A 15,618-nucleotide genomic window follows, 5' to 3' on the forward strand; every position below is an offset into this window, starting at 1 on the left:
TTTCCCAAGCATTGCTGAATATCGAATAAGGTTTGCCAGATGCTGATTATCCCCGCTATCGATCTCAAGGACGGCGCCTGCGTCCGTCTGCGCCAAGGCCGTATGGAAGATTCCACCGTGTTCTCCGATGACCCGGTGAGCATGGCTGCCAAATGGGTGGAAGGGGGCTGCCGTCGTCTGCATCTGGTGGACTTGAACGGCGCCTTCGAAGGCCAGCCGGTCAATGGTGAAGTGGTCACTGCCATCGCCAAGCGCTACCCGAACCTGCCGATCCAGATCGGTGGCGGTATCCGCTCCCTGGAAACCATCGAGCATTACGTCAAGGCTGGCGTGAGCTACGTGATCATCGGCACCAAGGCCGTGAAAGACCCGGCCTTCGTTGCCGAAGCCTGCCGTGCGTTTCCTGGCAAGGTGATCGTGGGCCTGGACGCCAAGGACGGCTTCGTCGCCACCGACGGCTGGGCTGAAATCAGCACCATCCAGGTGATCGACCTGGCCAAGCAGTTCGAAGCCGACGGCGTATCCGCCATCGTTTATACCGATATCGCCAAAGACGGCATGATGCAGGGTTGCAACGTACCGTTCACCGCAGCGTTGGCGGCGGCGACGAAGATCCCGGTGATCGCGTCCGGCGGTATTCACAACCTGGGCGACATCAAGTCGCTGCTCGACGCCAAGGCCCCAGGGATCATCGGCGCCATCACCGGCCGTGCGATCTACGAAGGTACCCTGGACGTCGCCGAAGCCCAGGCTTACTGCGATGCCTACAACGGCTGAGGACTGACCATGGCGCTGGCCAAACGCATCATCCCTTGCCTGGACGTCGACAATGGTCGCGTGGTCAAGGGTGTCAAGTTCGAGAACATCCGTGACGCCGGCGACCCGGTGGAAATCGCCCGTCGCTACGATGAGCAAGGTGCCGACGAGATTACCTTTCTCGACATCACTGCCAGCGTCGACGGTCGCGACACCACGCTGCATACCGTCGAGCGCATGGCCAGCCAGGTGTTTATCCCGCTGACCGTGGGCGGTGGTGTGCGCACCGTGCAAGACATCCGCAACCTGCTCAATGCCGGCGCGGACAAGGTTTCGATCAACACCGCTGCGGTGTTCAACCCGGAATTCGTCGGCGAAGCCGCGCAGCATTTCGGCTCGCAGTGCATCGTGGTGGCCATCGACGCCAAGAAAGTCTCCGGTCCGGGCGAAACCCCGCGCTGGGAGATCTTCACCCACGGCGGTCGCAAGCCCACCGGCCTGGACGCGGTGGAGTGGGCGATGAAGATGGAAGGCCTGGGCGCCGGTGAAATCCTGCTGACCAGCATGGACCAGGACGGTATGAAAAACGGCTTCGACCTGGGCGTGACCCGTGCCATCAGCGATGCGCTGGGCATTCCGGTGATCGCGTCGGGTGGCGTCGGCAACCTGCAGCACTTGGCCGACGGCGTGATCGAAGGCCACGCCAGCGCGGTGCTGGCGGCGAGTATTTTCCACTTTGGCGAATACACCGTTCCCGAGGCCAAGGCTTACATGGCTGCGCGCGGTATCGTCGTTCGCTAAACGTTGCTGGACACCCTGGCAAGCGCGGGGCACTCTCTGCGCTTGCCATGGATTCCGGTAACTTTCATGTTCAAACACCTGCTGCTCGCCCTCGCCAGCACCTGCGTGCTTATGGTCGGTAACGCCCAAGCCGAAGAACCGTCTGACGCCTCCCTGGTGTTGCTGACGGAAAACTTTCCGCCCTACAACATGGCGAAAAATGGCAAGAATTTTGCCAAGGAAGAGAACATCGAAGGCATCGCCGTGGACATCGTGCGCGAGACCTTCAAGCGTGCCGGCATTTCCTACAACCTGACCCTGCGTTTCCCTTGGGAGCGAATCTACAAGCTCGCCCTGGAAAAACCTGGCTACGGCGTGTTCGTGATGGCGCGCCTGCCGGACCGCGAAGCGCTGTTCAAGTGGGTCGGCCCCATCGGTCCGGATGACTGGGTGCTGTTGGCCAAGTCCGACAGCAAGATCAAGCTGGATGACCTGGAACACGCGCGCCGCTACAAGATCGGCGCCTACAAGGGTGACGCTATCGCTGAGACTCTGGAGAAACAGGGCCTCAACCCGGTGGTGGTGTTACGTGACCAGGACAACGCGCAAAAGCTGCTGGATGGGCAGATCGACTTGTGGGCCACGGGCGACCCGGCCGGGCGTTACCTGGCGCGTCAGGTCGGTGTGACGGGGCTCAAGACGGTGTTGCGGTTCAACAGCGCGCAGCTCTATCTGGCGTTGAACAAGGACGTGCCGGACGAGCTTGTGGCCAAGCTGCAGGCAGCGTTGGATCAGCTACGCAAGGACGGTGCAGTGGATGAGATCATGGCGCGTTATCTCTAGCGGTTTACTCGTCAAGCACGCTCAGGCAGCTGACTTCGCACTCCTTGGTGGGTGGGTATTCACTCCAATAGACGCTGTTGATGTCGGTATAGCTGACGGTGTCGGCGACTTGAGTGCCATCTTGGCGTAGCAAGCGGTAGTTGCTCTGGATCAGGTAGGTGGCAATGGCCTTTCTGCTGGGCACTTTTGCGACGATTTCAAAGCCTTTCGACGTCGTCCAGCCGCTCGTGGATGTTTGTGTATGACTGAGGGTATTGCTCAGCTTGGCCGACACCTTGATTGAAGAAGCCGGCGAGCCGACTTGCCATTCGGTACCGATATCAATGGCGGTGGTATGGGTGAAGGTTCTTGATTGGTTGCCGTGCGCTCCATGGACCGTTGCCCATTTGAAGGATTGCTCGACCGAGGTTTGGTTGTGGCCGAAACCAACCAGTACATACCGATCAGTCCTTTGCAGAGTGTAGGTGGGAGAGTTTTGCAGTTGTTGGATGGGAGACAAGTCAGGGTCTTTGACCGTAAACCAGGCCATTTGCGAGGTATAACGGACGGTGTCGGTTTCGTAGACGGAGGGCTGGGCATAACCTTGAAGTAACGGTGCTGGTGGCGGGGCGCCGAGCTTCAGGGGGATGTGTACCTTCAAGCCATATGCACAAGGGTGGCGGGTGGGCTTTGTATAGCTGTCGGTGCCGACAAAGGTGCCTGCGCAGAAACTCACTTCACCTTGCGTAGCCGCCTGGGGCTGGATGCTCCAGGCGCTGAAGTCGGTTTTCATGCCGCTGCCTTTGTCGTTCCAGAGCCAATCGCCCACGGCGGCGGCCATGACCAGATCCTCTCTGACACAGCGCATGCAATCGATCGAGGGTTTGTCAAAGCCGGTTTCGCAGACCAGGCCTAATGCCACGTATCCCGCAGGAGGCATTGGGCGCCAGAGGGTGCAATTTCTCAGGGAGTCTGAGCCTGAATCCGTCCAGATCCGCTCAAAGTCAGTTGGAGGGCAGAGCGCCTTGCCTTTCAGGCGGGTTTCCTCGCTCTCGGGATCGGCCTCCTGGACGATGGCGACAATAGTGCGCTTGTTGGTGTCGAGGTTATCCGAGCTTGCCAGGTCGCCCAGTGGGAAATAGCCGAGTGTATTGGGAGTATCGGGCAGGGGGCGCCAGAAACAGATCTTATGCACACTGCCCGACCCCCAGTAATTCCATTTCGAGGAGAACGTACTGGTGAAGTTGATCAGCAGGTTTCCATACTCTATTGATTTCATGTTATTGCGCATCCGAATAGTTAAGCGTTGCACATGCACTATTCAGGAGTTCGCAAGGTCCGCAGTGGTAGCTATTTAGCGATAGGCGCCATTCTTCCCATGCCCGCTCATGGCCTGGTTGCTGCGCACACTGATCATCAGCTTGATATCAATCCACTCCACGCCCTGTGCCTTGAGTTTGGGCAACTCACGCTCCAGCACCGCCAGGGTTTGCGGGTAAGGGTGGCCGATCATCACGGCCGAGCCTTGTTTGTGGGCCAGCTTGATTGCGGTCTGCAATTGCGTGGTGATCGCCGCTTCGGTGCGCTCGTCGTCCAGAAACACGTCCCGCGACACGCTGGCCAAACCAATCTTCTGCGCTTGGGCGGCGGCCACGGTCTGTGCGCTGGTGCGGCTGTCGACAAAGAACTTGTTGCGCCGTTGCAGTTCGCCCATCAACCAGGCCATAGCCTCTGGCTGCGCGGTCATGCGGCTGCCCATATGGTTGTTGATGCCGGCGGTGTAGGGCACGGCCTTGAACGCGGCGTCCAGGCGTTTGCCCAGTTCTTCGATAGGCAGTTCGGGGTGCCAGGCGAACGGGCCGGTGGCTGGGTCCATGGGCATGTGCAGGATCACGATCTTGCCGGCCTTGTGGGCTTCGCGGGCGAATTCGGCGGCGTGGGGCGTGTCGGGCATGATCGCCGTAGTGACTGGCCCAGGCAGGGCCAGCACGCGCCGATCCCGGGGCAGGTTTTGCCCCAGGTCGTCGATGATCAGGGTCAGGTAGGCTTTGTGGGGTTCGCCGGTGGGAGTCGCGTGGGCGACTCCCGCCAGGCTGCACAGCACAGCGAGGATCAGGGCAAAACGCATATCAACGGCTTCGCGTGATGCTCAGGCCCTTGAGCAGGCTCAGTGCCTGGGCCAGTTGGTAGTCGTCGTCCTGCGGCATCGGCTTGGCTTTCTTGCCGCTACCGGTCGGCTGATCGGCGCCGCCGTTGCCATTGCCCAGGTGACCTTGCAGGTCGGCCTCTTTGTAGTACTCGCTGTCGATCTCGTTGGTGATCTTGGCCTTGCGCACTTCGATGTCCGGCACGATGCCCTGGGCCTGGATCGAGCGGCCGTTCGGCGTGTAGTACAGCGCGGTGGTGATCTTCAATGCGCGGTCGTTGTTCAGCGGTAGCACGGTTTGTACCGAGCCTTTGCCGAAACTGGTGGTGCCCATCAGCACGCCGCGCTTCTGGTCTTGCAGGGCGCCGGCGACGATCTCCGAGGCCGAGGCGCTGCCGCCGTTGATCAGCACGGCCAGTGGCACGTTCTCGCTGAGGTCGTTGCCGGTGGCCGAGAAACGCAGTTCGGAGTTGGCGATACGGCCCTTGGTGTAGACGATCAGGCCTTTGGTGACGAAGTGGTCGACCACCTCTACCGCCGATTGCAGCACGCCGCCTGGGTTGTTGCGCAGGTCGAGCACGATGCCGCTGAGCTTCTTGCCGTTGTCTTTGCGCAGCTTGGCCAGGGCCTTGGCCACTTCGTCGCCGGTCTTGACCTGGAACTGGGTGATACGGATGTAACCGTAGCCCGACTCCAGCAACTGGCTCTTGACGCTCTTGACCACGATGGTTGCGCGGGTGAGTGTCACGTCGAAGGGGTTGCCGCCGTCGCGCACCAGGGTCAGGGTGATTTTCTGGCCGATCTTGCCGCGCATCTTGTCGACGGCTTCGGTCATGGTCTGGCCACGGGTCGGCTGGCCGTTGATCTTGACGATAAAGTCGCCAGCCTGGATGCCGGCCTTGGACGCCGGGGTGTCGTCGATGGGCGACACCACCTTGATGTTGCCGTCTTCGGCGCCGACTTCAATGCCCAGGCCGCCGAACTCGCCGCTGGTGCTTTCCTGCAGTTCGGCGAAATCTTCAGGGCCCAGGTAGGCGGAGTGCGGGTCGAGGTTGCTGAGCATGCCCTTGATGGCATTCTCCAGCAGGGTTTTGTCGTCTACGGGCTCGACATAGGCAGCCTTGATCCGGTCCATGACCTCCGCAAAGGTGCGCAGCTCCTCCAGCGGCAACGGTGCCTTGGTGGTCGCGGCAGAGGTCGCGGCCGTGGCGGCAGGCGCAGGCGCAGCAGCCTGGTCAGCGAAAGCCAAAGGCGCGCCGATCACCAGGGCGATCGTCAGGGCCAGCGAAGTGAGGCGGGACAAATGCAGCATGTCGAACGAACTCCTAATGTAGATGCGGCCCTATCCTTGGGAACGGCACCATTGTGCGGGATCGCTCGGGCGACCCTGCTGACGAATAGCGAAGTACAGCGCCGGGGTGTCCTGGCCACCACTGTTACCGACAGTGGAAATGGATTCACCGGCTTTTACAACATCACCTGCCGACTTGAGTAATGTCTGATTGTGGCCGTAAAGGCTCAAATAGCCATTACCGTGGTCAAGAATCACCAACAAACCGGCGCCCCGCAGCCAATCGGCAAACACCACGCGCCCACCGTGGACAGCATGGACCTGGCTGCCGGCGGAGGCGCTGATCATCACGCCATCCCACTTGGCGCGGGTGTCATCACCACGGGTTTCACCGAAGCGTGCCAGTAGTCGACCATCAACTGGCCATGGAAGTTTGCCGCGGGCTGCAGCAAAAGGGCCGCCGAAGGACTCGCCGGCGCTTGAAACCAGCGGGCCTGGGGCTGCATGCGCCGGTTTACGTGGCGCCGGAGCGTCCGTAGTGGCTGCCAGTTCGGCCTCACGCTGGCGCTTTTTTTCCGCTTCCTGCTGGGCGATCAGCGCTTTTTGCCGCGCTTCTTCAGCCTCACGTGCCTGGCGCGCCAGGGTTTCTTCGATGGTCTTGAGCACTTTGCCCAGGTCGGCCTGGTCCTGCTCGCGGGCTTGCAGCTTGGCGTCGCGGGCTTTCACGTCGTCGTTGAGCTTGGCCAGGGCCAGCTGGCGCTCCTTGCGAACCTTGTCGAGTTCGTCGCGCTGGGCGTCGAGGGCGACTTTCTGGTCCTGCAACTGCGACTGCTGGTTAGCGATTTCCTGTTCCACGTTGACCAACTGGCGCAGGGTCTCGTTGAAGCTTTTGAGTTGCTCCAGGCGGGCCTTGCTCAGGTAGTCGTAGTAGGTGAGGGTGCGCGCGAACTTCTCGGGATTCTGCTGGTTGAGCAGCAGCTTGAGGTATTCCTGGCGGCCGCTCTGGTAGGCGGCGCGGGCCTGGATCGCGATCAGGCGTTGCTGCTCAACGCGTGCGCTCTGGAGTTTTTTTTTCTCAGCGTCGAGTCGCTCCAGTTCCGACTCGCTCTTCTTTAGTTCTTTTTGCAACTCCTGGACCTGCTTCTCCAGCTTGCCCATTTCGGTTTCCGTACCGCGCAGGTCTTTCTGCACCCCGGACTTTTCTTCCTGGAGCTTGCCGAGCAGCTTTTTCAGCTCGGTAATGTCCTGACGCGTAGCGTCCAACTGTTGTTGGGTTTGTGCGCGCTCGTCGGCAAACGCCGGTTGGAGCAGGCAGACAAGAGCAAGGGTAATCAAGGCGCGAAGCATAGAGGCGGGCGACACCAGGGAAAGGGACGGCCTAGTATGCCCGCCAAGCGCGGCAAAAAAAACGCCCAATTCGGCGGGAGGGCAAGATAGGTGCCGAGTGGCGGTGGTATGGCAATAGGGCATCTTCTAAACACTGAAGATCCAATGTGGGAGGGGGCAAGCCCCCTCCCACATTGTTTCGCGGCGTTTTTTAGATCAAACCAGGATTGAAGTGCCAGTCATCTCTACAGGCTTTTCCAACCCCATCAGCATCAACATGGTCGGCGCCACATCTGCCAGCACCCCGCCGTCACGCACTTTGAAATCGCGCTTGCCGACATAGATGAACGGCACCGGCTCGGTGGTGTGGGCGGTGTGGGCCTGGCCGGTGGATTCGTCGGACATCTGTTCGCAGTTGCCGTGGTCGGCGGTGATCAGCGCTTCGCCGCCGACTTTTTCCAGGGCCTCGGCGATGCGGCCGACGCACAGGTCCAGGCATTCCACCGCCTTGGTTGCGGCTTCCAGGTTGCCGCTGTGGCCAACCATGTCGCCGTTGGCGTAGTTGACCACGATCACGTCGTAACGCTGGTGCTCGATGGCGTCGACGATCTTGTCGGTGACTTCTGGCGCGCTCATTTCCGGCTGCAGGTCGTAGGTGGCGACTTTTGGCGACGGGATCAGGATGCGCTCTTCACCGGGGAACGGCTCTTCACGGCCGCCGGAGAAGAAGAAGGTCACGTGGGCGTACTTTTCGGTTTCGGCGATACGCAGCTGCGTCTTGCCGTTTTTCGCCAGGTAATCGCCCAGCACGTTGTCCAGGCTGCCCGGTGCAAACGCAGCTGGCGCGGGGATGCTGGCGGCGTACTGGGTCAGGCCGACGTAGTGCACCTTTGGCTGGCGGGCGCGTTCGAACTCGCTGAAGCCGTCTTCGACAAACACGCGGCTCAGTTCGCGGGCGCGGTCGGCGCGGAAGTTCATGAACACCACGGCGTCGCCGTCTTCGACTTTGACCGGCTCGCCGATGGTGGTGGCTTTGACGAATTCATCGCTCTCGCCACGGGCGTAGGCGGCTTCCAGGCCTTGCTGGGCGCTGGCGGCGTTGAATTCGGCCTGGCCATCGACAATCAGGTTGTAGGCCTGGGACACGCGGTCCCAGCGATTGTCGCGGTCCATGGCGAAGTAACGGCCGACGATGCTGGCGATGCGGCCCTTGCCCAAGGCGGCGAAGGTGGCGTCGAGCAGTTCGATGGACGATTGCGCGCTTTTCGGCGGGGTGTCGCGACCGTCGAGGAAGGCGTGCAGGTAGATCTTGTCGGCGCCGCGCTTGAAGGCCAGCTCGGCCATGGCCACCAGATGGTCCTGGTGGCTGTGCACGCCGCCGTCCGAGAGCAGGCCCATGAAGTGCACGGCCTTGCCGGCGGCCACTGCTTTATCGACCGCGGCGCAGATGGTCGGGTTCTCGAAGAACTCGCCGTCGCGGATCGCTTTGGTCACGCGGGTGAAGTCTTGATAGACCACTCGTCCGGCGCCGAGATTCATGTGGCCGACTTCCGAGTTGCCCATTTGGCCGTCGGGCAGGCCCACGTCCATGCCCGAGCCGGAGATCAAACCGTTGGGAACGGTGGCCGTCAGGCGGTCCAGCACGGGCTTCTTGGCCGCGTAGACCGCGTTGTCGTGGTGGCTTTCACTGTGTCCAAAGCCATCGAGAATTATCAGGACCAAAGGTTTAGGCGTGGTAGTCATAGATCCTCTCGCGGCGGTAATAAAGGAAGGCAATTGAAAAGGGAGTGGCAGTTTAAAGCGAAGTTCCGACCACGTCACCGCTTTACGGGGGTTGGCCGCCCCTGACGGCTGTGTATACTTACCGCCATTTTAACGCCCTGGAACCTCCTTGATGGTTGATCACCTGATTGCATTTGCCACTGCCCACTATCTGCTCGTGGGTGCCTTCGTCATCCTGCTGGCGCTGCTGATCGCTCACGAATTGAGCCGTGGTGGCCGCAGCCTGAGCACGGCGGAGCTGACCGCGCTGGTCAATAAGGACGAGGCCATTGTGGTGGACATCCGCCCAGCCAAGGACTTCGCCAGCGGCCATATCGTCGGTGCCTTGAACATCCCACAGGACAAGCTGATCGCACGCCTGGCCGAGCTGGAAAAGCACAAGGCCAAGACCATCATCCTGGTCGACGCCCAAGGCCAGCACGCCGGCACCCACGCCCGCGAAATGCTCAAGACCGGTTTCACCGCCGCCAAGCTGTCCGGTGGCATCAGCAGCTGGCGCGCCGATAACCTGCCGCTGGTGAAGTGATATGAGCCAGGTTGTCGTCTATTCCAGCGATTATTGCCCTTACTGCATGCGGGCCAAGGCCCTGCTGGAGAAGAAGGGCGTTGCCTTCGAAGAGATCAAGGTCGACGGCAAGCCCCAGGTGCGCGCCGACATGGCCCAGAAGGCGGGACGCACGTCCGTGCCGCAGATCTGGATCGGCGCCAGGCACATCGGTGGTTGCGACGACCTGTTTGCCCTGGAGCGCGCCGGTAAACTCGATGCGCTGCTGCTCGTCTGACTCCTAAACCCTAAAAGACCCCAAGATCAAGAAGGATCTGCGATGACTGACCAACAGAACACCGAAGCAGCAGAAGCTCAAGGCCCACAGTTCTCGCTGCAGCGGATCTACGTGCGTGACCTGTCGTTCGAAGCGCCGAAAAGCCCGGCCATCTTCCGCCAGGAATGGACCCCAAGCGTTGCGCTGGACCTGAACACTCGTCAAAAAGCACTGGAAGGCGACTTCCACGAAGTCGTGCTGACCCTGTCGGTCACCGTCAAGAACGGCGAAGAAGTAGCCTTCATCGCTGAAGTGCAACAAGCCGGTATCTTCCTGATCCAGGGCCTGGACGAAGCGTCCATGAGCCACACCCTGGGCGCGTTCTGCCCGAACATCCTTTTCCCGTATGCCCGTGAGACCCTGGACAGCCTGGTCACCCGTGGCTCGTTCCCGGCGCTGATGCTGGCACCGGTGAACTTCGATGCCCTGTACGCTCAAGAGCTGCAGCGCATGCAGTCGGAAGGCGCCCCGACGGTTCAATAAGTCGATGCGGTAAACAATGTGGGAGGGGGGCAAGCCCCCTCCCACATTTGTTATGTGTGTTACTTGAAGCCGAGTTGGCGCCAGCCTTCGTACACGGCGACGGCCACGGTGTTGGACAGGTTCAGGCTGCGGCAGCCCTCGCGCATCGGCAGGCGCAGGCGATGGCCATCGGGCAGGGCGTCGAGCACTTCGGCGGGCAGCCCACGGCTCTCCGGGCCGAACAGGAAGGCATCACCCTCGGCAAAGCTGGCATCATGGAATGGCCGCGAACCCTTGGTGGTGAACGCGAACAAGCGCGGATGCCCCAGGCTTTCCAGGCAGCTGGCCAAGTCGGCGTGGCGCTGGAGTGTGGCGTACTCGTGGTAGTCCAGCCCGGCACGGCGCAGGCGCTTGTCGTCCATGTCAAAGCCCAGGGGCTCGATCAAATGCAGGTGGCATCCACTGTTGGCGCACAGCCTGATAACGTTGCCGGTATTCGGCGGAATTTCTGGTTGAAAAAGGATGACGTGAAACATGCACGGCTCCGAAGGCAAAGATGCGTTGCATTCTACCCCTGAAGAAGACCCAAGACCGAAGCTATTGCCGAAGGTCATGGGCTCGCTGGCGATTGTCGGCTTGATGGTGGGCCTGATGATCGGCCGCCTGACCACTGCGGACCCGGTGGAACTGCAACAGATAGAGACGACCAAGGACGGCGTGGTGGTGTGGTTCAACAGCGAACCCAAGCTGCACGGCGAGCATATCGACGGCACCGTGGCGTTGCTGTTTGATGCCCAAGGCAAGGCCGCCACCGGGCAACTTAAAGTCAACGACAAGGACGTGAACTGGCGCGTGCGCAAGACCGATGGCGGCCTGCTGCTGAACCTGGTGGCGGCTCGGCCGTTGCGCGGGGAGTGGAAGGGGGAGGAGGTCGATGACCGCTGGCGTTTGGAGATCCATCTCCAGGAGCAATAAAAGAGGGAGTTCCCGGCCTGCCTGTACCAGGGCTCCCAAAACGGGGTGAAGCCGTCAAGGCTTCCGTGTTAAAGAGGGAATCCCCGGCCTGCCTGTACCGAGGTTCCCCAAAGCGGTGTGGAGCGCGACGCGGTTCGCATCAAGCACCCCGGGTGTAAAGAGGGGATTCTCGGCCTGCCTGTACCAAGGTCCCCGAAACTGGGTTGTACAAGGGTTATTGCAGGGCGCGTGCCAGACTCGCCAAACTGTGCCAAATAATTTCATCAGAAAGCGCAAAGCCCCGGAATACGGGGCTTTGGTGTTTTCGGGATTTGGATTTTTTTCAGCAGCGCTGAGGTTTCAGGTGTTGGATCCATGCCCGATGCCGGTTCCTGGTGCATTGAAGCGGTGCACGGTCTGAAGCCTGGTGGAGAACCAAAACTATAGGAGATCCAAATGTGGGAGGGGGCTTGCCCCCTCCCACGTTTGAGTCGCAGTGGATTTGAGATCAGGCGTCGTCGCCCTCGTCATCATCCCCACCATCGACCTTCATGCCCAACTCCTTGATCTTGCGCGTCAGGGTATTACGGCCCCAACCCAGCAACACGGCAGCATCGCGGCGGCGGCCGGCGGTGTGCTTCAAGGCGGTTTCGATCATGATCCGCTCGAACGCCGGTACGGCGCTGTCCAGCAGGTTCGACTGGCCACGCGCCAGCGCCTGGTCGGCCCATTGGCGTAGCGCCTGCTCCCAGTTGGTCACTGGTGCCGAGTCCTGTGGCAGGCTCAACAGCTCCGGCGGCAGGTCGCTGATGTGCACTTCGCGCCCGGACGCCATCACGGTGATCCAGCGGCAGGTGTTCTCCAACTGGCGCACGTTGCCGGGCCACGGCAGGTTCTTCAGGTATTCCTCGGTCTCGCTTTTGAGCAGCTTCGGCTCGACGGCCAGCTCCTGGGCGGCGCGGCTGAGGAAGTGGCGGGCGAGGGTCGGGATGTCTTCGCGGCGGTCCGACATGCGCGGGATATGGATGCGGATCACATTGAGGCGGTGGAACAAGTCCTCACGGAACTTGCCCGCGTGCACCAGGGTTTCGAGGTTCTGGTGGGTCGCGGCGATGATGCGCACATCGACCTTGACCGGCGTGTGACCGCCGACGCGGTAGAACTCGCCGTCCGCCAGCACGCGCAGCAGGCGGGTCTGGGTGTCGGCTGGCATGTCGCCGATTTCATCGAGGAACAACGTACCGCCGTCCGCCTGTTCAAAGCGGCCGCGACGCAGGTTGGCCGCGCCGGTGAACGCGCCTTTCTCATGGCCGAACAGCTCGGACTCCATCAAGTCCTTGGGGATCGCTGCCATGTTCAACGCGATAAACGGCGACGCCGCCCGTGGGCTGTGGCGGTGCAGGGCGTGGGCCACCAGCTCTTTACCGGTACCCGATTCGCCGTTGATCAGCACGGTGATGTTGGAGTGGCTCAAGCGTCCGATGGCGCGAAACACTTCCTGCATCGCCGGCGCTTCACCGATGATTTCCGGGGTGCGAGTCAGGGTGGGTGGGGCTTCCTGGTTTTGCTGTTCCTGGGCGTGCTGGTTGGCGCGCTTGACCAGTGCCACGGCCTCGTCCACGTCGAACGGCTTGGGCAGGTATTCAAAGGCGCCGCCCTGGTAGGACGCGACAGCGCTGTCCAGGTCCGAGTGCGCAGTCATGATGATCACCGGCAGGCGCGGGTGCTGCTCGCGGATACGCGCCAGCAGGTCCAGGCCACTGGCGCCGGGCATGCGGATGTCGGAGATGATCACGTCGGGCTGCTGGCGCGCGAGGCGGCTCATCACCCCGTCGGCGCTGTCGAAGCTCTGGGTGGTCATGCCTTCCTGTTGCAAGGCTTTCTCGAGGACCCAGCGGATAGAACGGTCGTCATCGACGATCCAGACAGTTTCACTACGGCTCATGTCGATGGGGCTCCTTGTTCCAGTGGCAGAAAGATCGAGAACGTGGTGTGGCCAGGATGGCTCTCACATTCGATCAAGCCCTGATGCTGGCTGATGATGTTCTGGGTAATGGCCAGGCCCAGCCCGGTACCGTCCGGGCGGCCGCTGACCATGGGAAAGAAAATGGTTTCCTGAAGTTCCACAGGAATGCCCGGGCCGTTGTCGATGATCTCGACCTTGGTCACCAGGCGATGGCGCACGTGGCCGATGGTGAACTGGCGCAGGGCGCGGGTGCGCAGGCTGATGCGGCCCAGGCGCAGCTCGTTCTGGCTGCTGATGGCCTGCATGGCGTTGCGCACGATATTGAGCACCGCCTGGATCATCTGCTCGCGGTCGATCAACACGTCGGGAATGCTTGGGTCGTAGTCGCGCACCAAGGTGATGCAGCCCTGGCTTTCGGCCTCGACCAGATGGCACACGCGCTCCAGCACCTCGTGCACGTTGGTCATCGCCAGGGACGGCAGCTTGTTGGAGCCCAGCATGCGGTCCACCAGGTTACGCAGGCGGTCGGCCTCTTCGATGATGACGTTGGTGTAGTCCTTGAGGTGTTCCTCCGGCAGTTCACGGGCCAGCAACTGTGCGGCGCCACGGATGCCGCCCAATGGGTTCTTGATCTCATGGGCCAGGCCGCGGACCAGCATCTTGCTGGTTTCCTGCTTGGACAGCTGCGCTTCTTCCTTGGTGATGCGCAGCAAGCGGTCACGGGGGTGCACTTCGAGCAGCAGCAGGGTGGCGCCGTTGCTCAGGATTGGGGTTACGGCGTAGTCGACGGTCAGCGTCTGGCCGGTGAGGGCGGTGAGCATCGCCTCGCGCTTGGTGAACGGGTGCGCCTGCTCCACCGCCTGGCGCAACGAGCTCAAGGCCTCGGCCGACTCGGTGAACAGCTCGCTGATGAACTGCCCATGGCTGCGCTGGCCGCTGATGGCCAGGAGCATCTCCGCCGCCGGGTTCATGTACTCAAGACGCAAGTCGTCATTGAGCAGGATGGTCGCGGTGGTCAGGTTGTCGAGTAGCAAACGGTGCAGTGCATCGCTGATGGTCATCAGGACCTCTTTTGGAGCAAGGCGCGGGCTTGAGGCACACGCTGATACAAGGAAAATGCAAAAACCAAACCAAGGCTCCGAAAAGAAGCGTTAAAGCCCTGAAATGGGGGTTATAGGCGCGAAACTGTGGCGTTCTGCCAGCTTGCTCGGGAAGTTTCGAACCAAAATGGGCTGGCCAGGTGGGAAGGGTGCAGCCTATCGCACCAATATAGTGCGGTTTTATCAAGGTTGTTCAGGAAGTGGCGAGTGGATCGTTTTCAGGGCGGGTTGAAAACGATCCGGGGTGGGGGGTCAGTGTTGTTCAGAAAGTGGCATGCCCGCACGGCCCGCGTAAAAGACCAGCAGCTCGACCGGGGTGTTGCCGGTAATACCACGATGCTCAATGCCTACCATCTCGGCCAGGGTTTGCCCTTGCCTCAAGGTGCGCGTCAGTCCGCCCTTACGGGTTTCAACGGTCAGCTCTCCCGAAACGATGTAGGCGGCATTCGGCATTGGGTGAGTGTGCCAGGGCAATTGCGTGTGCGCAGGGATCTTGAGGCGTATGAGCGTCAGTTGCGGCGGACCTTTTGGGTAGGCTTTGTAAGGTGTGCCATCCCATGACGCGCTGCGTTCAAGCAACACCTCTTTTTCGATGTGTGCGGCGTTCTTTGGGTGGATGCCGCAGCCAAGCAACGACAAACCCAGCGCTGCTGTAATCAAGCACTTGAGGGCGATCATGGTTCCATCCTGTCCGATAAATGAACAGTCAGGCTATGGCCACCGGCCTCGGTGAAGATGCAGGACAGGTCCTCAAATCAAGTAGGTCCAGTGCACAATTCGGCCGTGGCGCGGATCATCGCCAACTGACGCAACGGATCGTTCAGCGGCTCATGCACGGCCTCGGCCAACCATTGCGGGCACTGCGGGTCGGTACGATGCGGGGTGAAGTCGGCCAATTGCTGCAGCAGGCGTTTCTGCAGCTCGTCCAATTGCGGGCGGATCTGTTTCACCAGGTCGGGGCGTGGATCGTCAGGTGCCTTGCCCTGGAATTGCCAGTCAGAGAGCTGGGTGTACTGCACCAGTTTGTTGGCTTCGATTTGCGCCGAGAAGAACTGCTCGGCAGCGCCAGGTGGCAGCTTGTAGCTCGGTGCCTGCGCGGCGACGCTGGCGATCACTTCTTGTTCGCGCTTTTTATCTTCTACAGGCTTTTTGCTGTCCCATTTGCTCAGGGCCACTTGGTCGGCAATCTCCAAACGTTCGGCGATGCTGTTGAGCAGCGGTTCGAGCGTGGGTGGCGCGGCAGTCGCAGTGGCACTGACGAACAACAGAGCGAACACAAATCGAAACTTCAAGAGTGATCTCCTGTGGGAGGGAGCAAGCCCCCTCCCACATTTTTGATTGGGTTTGCAGATTAAGAGCTGGGTCAGTCTGGAGCTACCCTGCTTTGTGCGTTTGCCTTGCGTGAATTGCGG

17 protein-coding genes are annotated in these 15,618 nt (G+C 61.0%); 7 read left to right on the forward strand and 10 right to left on the reverse strand.

All coding sequences use genetic code 11. The features are described from left to right. The first annotated feature begins 39 nt into the window (after nt 1–39). The 3 genes from hisA (at nt 40) to PspS35_RS01565 (ending at nt 2,379) form a co-directional block, all read left to right on the forward strand. Nucleotides 40–777 (forward strand): 1-(5-phosphoribosyl)-5-[(5-phosphoribosylamino)methylideneamino]imidazole-4-carboxamide isomerase, encoded by a 738-nt coding sequence (hisA, locus tag PspS35_RS01555; RefSeq protein WP_029295899.1) that lies wholly within the window; start codon nt 40–42, stop codon nt 775–777. A gap of 9 nt (nt 778–786) precedes the next feature. After that, nucleotides 787–1,557, forward strand: coding sequence for an imidazole glycerol phosphate synthase subunit HisF (gene hisF, locus PspS35_RS01560; protein ID WP_003171107.1), 771 nt, complete (start codon nt 787–789; stop codon nt 1,555–1,557). Between the two features lie 66 nt (nt 1,558–1,623). Further along, nucleotides 1,624–2,379, forward strand: coding sequence for an ABC transporter substrate-binding protein (locus tag PspS35_RS01565; RefSeq protein ID WP_159932487.1), 756 nt, complete (start codon nt 1,624–1,626; stop codon nt 2,377–2,379). Nucleotides 2,380–2,383: 4 nt separating this feature from the next. On the opposite strand, the gene PspS35_RS01570 is transcribed toward PspS35_RS01565, so the two are convergent. The 5 genes from PspS35_RS01570 to gpmI form a co-directional block, all read right to left on the reverse strand. Further along, nucleotides 2,384–3,637 (reverse strand): Vps62-related protein, encoded by a 1,254-nt coding sequence (locus PspS35_RS01570; protein ID WP_159932488.1) that lies wholly within the window; start codon nt 3,635–3,637, stop codon nt 2,384–2,386. A 75-nt stretch (nt 3,638–3,712) separates the two neighbouring features. Continuing rightward, a complete protein-coding gene (locus tag PspS35_RS01575; RefSeq protein ID WP_159932489.1) occupies nt 3,713–4,486 on the reverse strand; it encodes a divergent polysaccharide deacetylase family protein in 774 nt (257 codons plus the stop codon). 1 nt (nt 4,487) lies between these two features. After that, nucleotides 4,488–5,816, reverse strand: a complete 1,329-nt coding sequence (locus PspS35_RS01580; protein WP_159932490.1) for a S41 family peptidase — start codon at nt 5,814–5,816, stop codon at nt 4,488–4,490. Between the two features lie 30 nt (nt 5,817–5,846). Continuing rightward, the gene (locus tag PspS35_RS01585) at nt 5,847–7,142 is read right to left on the reverse strand and encodes a murein hydrolase activator EnvC (RefSeq protein ID WP_159932491.1); all 1,296 of its coding nucleotides are present in this window, start codon (nt 7,140–7,142) and stop codon (nt 5,847–5,849) included. A gap of 195 nt (nt 7,143–7,337) precedes the next feature. Then, the gene (gpmI, locus tag PspS35_RS01590) at nt 7,338–8,864 is read right to left on the reverse strand and encodes a 2,3-bisphosphoglycerate-independent phosphoglycerate mutase (protein ID WP_159932492.1); all 1,527 of its coding nucleotides are present in this window, start codon (nt 8,862–8,864) and stop codon (nt 7,338–7,340) included. Between the two features lie 151 nt (nt 8,865–9,015). On the opposite strand from gpmI, the gene PspS35_RS01595 reads away from it, so the two are divergent. Genes PspS35_RS01595 through secB form a run of 3 tightly spaced genes read left to right on the forward strand, consistent with a single transcriptional unit; the run spans nt 9,016 to nt 10,207 of the window. Next, a complete protein-coding gene (locus tag PspS35_RS01595) occupies nt 9,016–9,429 on the forward strand; it encodes a rhodanese-like domain-containing protein (RefSeq protein WP_159932493.1) in 414 nt (137 codons plus the stop codon). 1 nt (nt 9,430) lies between these two features. Next, nucleotides 9,431–9,685, forward strand: a complete 255-nt coding sequence (gene grxC, locus PspS35_RS01600) for a glutaredoxin 3 (protein WP_159932494.1) — start codon at nt 9,431–9,433, stop codon at nt 9,683–9,685. A gap of 42 nt (nt 9,686–9,727) precedes the next feature. Continuing rightward, nucleotides 9,728–10,207, forward strand: coding sequence for a protein-export chaperone SecB (gene secB / locus PspS35_RS01605; protein ID WP_112193023.1), 480 nt, complete (start codon nt 9,728–9,730; stop codon nt 10,205–10,207). A gap of 59 nt (nt 10,208–10,266) precedes the next feature. Here the strand turns inward: secB and PspS35_RS01610 are convergent, their stop codons facing one another. Beyond that, the gene (locus tag PspS35_RS01610; RefSeq protein WP_010563141.1) at nt 10,267–10,722 is read right to left on the reverse strand and encodes a tRNA (cytidine(34)-2'-O)-methyltransferase; all 456 of its coding nucleotides are present in this window, start codon (nt 10,720–10,722) and stop codon (nt 10,267–10,269) included. Here PspS35_RS01610 and PspS35_RS01615 point away from each other — a divergent pair. Further along, nucleotides 10,721–11,161 carry a hypothetical protein gene (locus PspS35_RS01615; protein ID WP_159932495.1) on the forward strand — a complete coding sequence of 147 codons (441 nt, stop codon included), beginning with the start codon at nt 10,721–10,723 and terminating at the stop codon, nt 11,159–11,161. The genes PspS35_RS01610 and PspS35_RS01615 overlap by 2 nt on opposite strands. Before the next feature lie 487 nt (nt 11,162–11,648). Here PspS35_RS01615 and ntrC read toward each other — a convergent pair whose 3' ends face one another. From ntrC to PspS35_RS01635, 4 genes are all read right to left on the reverse strand, one after another. Beyond that, the gene (ntrC, locus tag PspS35_RS01620; RefSeq protein WP_034095448.1) at nt 11,649–13,085 is read right to left on the reverse strand and encodes a nitrogen regulation protein NR(I); all 1,437 of its coding nucleotides are present in this window, start codon (nt 13,083–13,085) and stop codon (nt 11,649–11,651) included. Continuing rightward, nucleotides 13,082–14,167: a nitrogen regulation protein NR(II) gene (glnL, locus tag PspS35_RS01625; protein ID WP_012721758.1), complete on the reverse strand. Its 1,086-nt coding sequence runs from the start codon at nt 14,165–14,167 to the stop codon at nt 13,082–13,084. Before glnL ends, ntrC begins: the two co-directional genes overlap by 4 nt. A gap of 291 nt (nt 14,168–14,458) precedes the next feature. Further along, nucleotides 14,459–14,884 (reverse strand): cupin domain-containing protein, encoded by a 426-nt coding sequence (locus PspS35_RS01630; protein ID WP_159932496.1) that lies wholly within the window; start codon nt 14,882–14,884, stop codon nt 14,459–14,461. Between the two features lie 77 nt (nt 14,885–14,961). Then, nucleotides 14,962–15,498, reverse strand: a complete 537-nt coding sequence (locus PspS35_RS01635; protein ID WP_159932497.1) for a chorismate mutase — start codon at nt 15,496–15,498, stop codon at nt 14,962–14,964. Nucleotides 15,499–15,618 lie beyond the last annotated feature (120 nt).

It is taken from the genome of Pseudomonas sp. S35, assembly GCF_009866765.1.
In the GTDB taxonomy this organism is placed as follows: domain Bacteria; phylum Pseudomonadota; class Gammaproteobacteria; order Pseudomonadales; family Pseudomonadaceae; genus Aquipseudomonas.

Coding starts and splice junctions, on each gene's coding strand:
- hisA (WP_029295899.1), top strand. CDS start 40: ATGCTGATTATCCCCGCTATCGATCTCAAGGACGGCGCCTGCGTCCGT.
- hisF (WP_003171107.1), top strand. CDS start 787: ATGGCGCTGGCCAAACGCATCATCCCTTGCCTGGACGTCGACAATGGT.
- PspS35_RS01565 (WP_159932487.1), top strand. CDS start 1,624: ATGTTCAAACACCTGCTGCTCGCCCTCGCCAGCACCTGCGTGCTTATG.
- PspS35_RS01570 (WP_159932488.1), bottom strand. CDS start 3,637: ATGAAATCAATAGAGTATGGAAACCTGCTGATCAACTTCACCAGTACG.
- PspS35_RS01575 (WP_159932489.1), bottom strand. CDS start 4,486: ATGCGTTTTGCCCTGATCCTCGCTGTGCTGTGCAGCCTGGCGGGAGTC.
- PspS35_RS01580 (WP_159932490.1), bottom strand. CDS start 5,816: ATGCTGCATTTGTCCCGCCTCACTTCGCTGGCCCTGACGATCGCCCTG.
- PspS35_RS01585 (WP_159932491.1), bottom strand. CDS start 7,142: ATGCTTCGCGCCTTGATTACCCTTGCTCTTGTCTGCCTGCTCCAACCG.
- gpmI (WP_159932492.1), bottom strand. CDS start 8,864: ATGACTACCACGCCTAAACCTTTGGTCCTGATAATTCTCGATGGCTTT.
- PspS35_RS01595 (WP_159932493.1), top strand. CDS start 9,016: ATGGTTGATCACCTGATTGCATTTGCCACTGCCCACTATCTGCTCGTG.
- grxC (WP_159932494.1), top strand. CDS start 9,431: ATGAGCCAGGTTGTCGTCTATTCCAGCGATTATTGCCCTTACTGCATG.
- secB (WP_112193023.1), top strand. CDS start 9,728: ATGACTGACCAACAGAACACCGAAGCAGCAGAAGCTCAAGGCCCACAG.
- PspS35_RS01615 (WP_159932495.1), top strand. CDS start 10,721: ATGCACGGCTCCGAAGGCAAAGATGCGTTGCATTCTACCCCTGAAGAA.
- PspS35_RS01610 (WP_010563141.1), bottom strand. CDS start 10,722: ATGTTTCACGTCATCCTTTTTCAACCAGAAATTCCGCCGAATACCGGC.
- ntrC (WP_034095448.1), bottom strand. CDS start 13,085: ATGAGCCGTAGTGAAACTGTCTGGATCGTCGATGACGACCGTTCTATC.
- glnL (WP_012721758.1), bottom strand. CDS start 14,167: ATGACCATCAGCGATGCACTGCACCGTTTGCTACTCGACAACCTGACC.
- PspS35_RS01630 (WP_159932496.1), bottom strand. CDS start 14,884: ATGATCGCCCTCAAGTGCTTGATTACAGCAGCGCTGGGTTTGTCGTTG.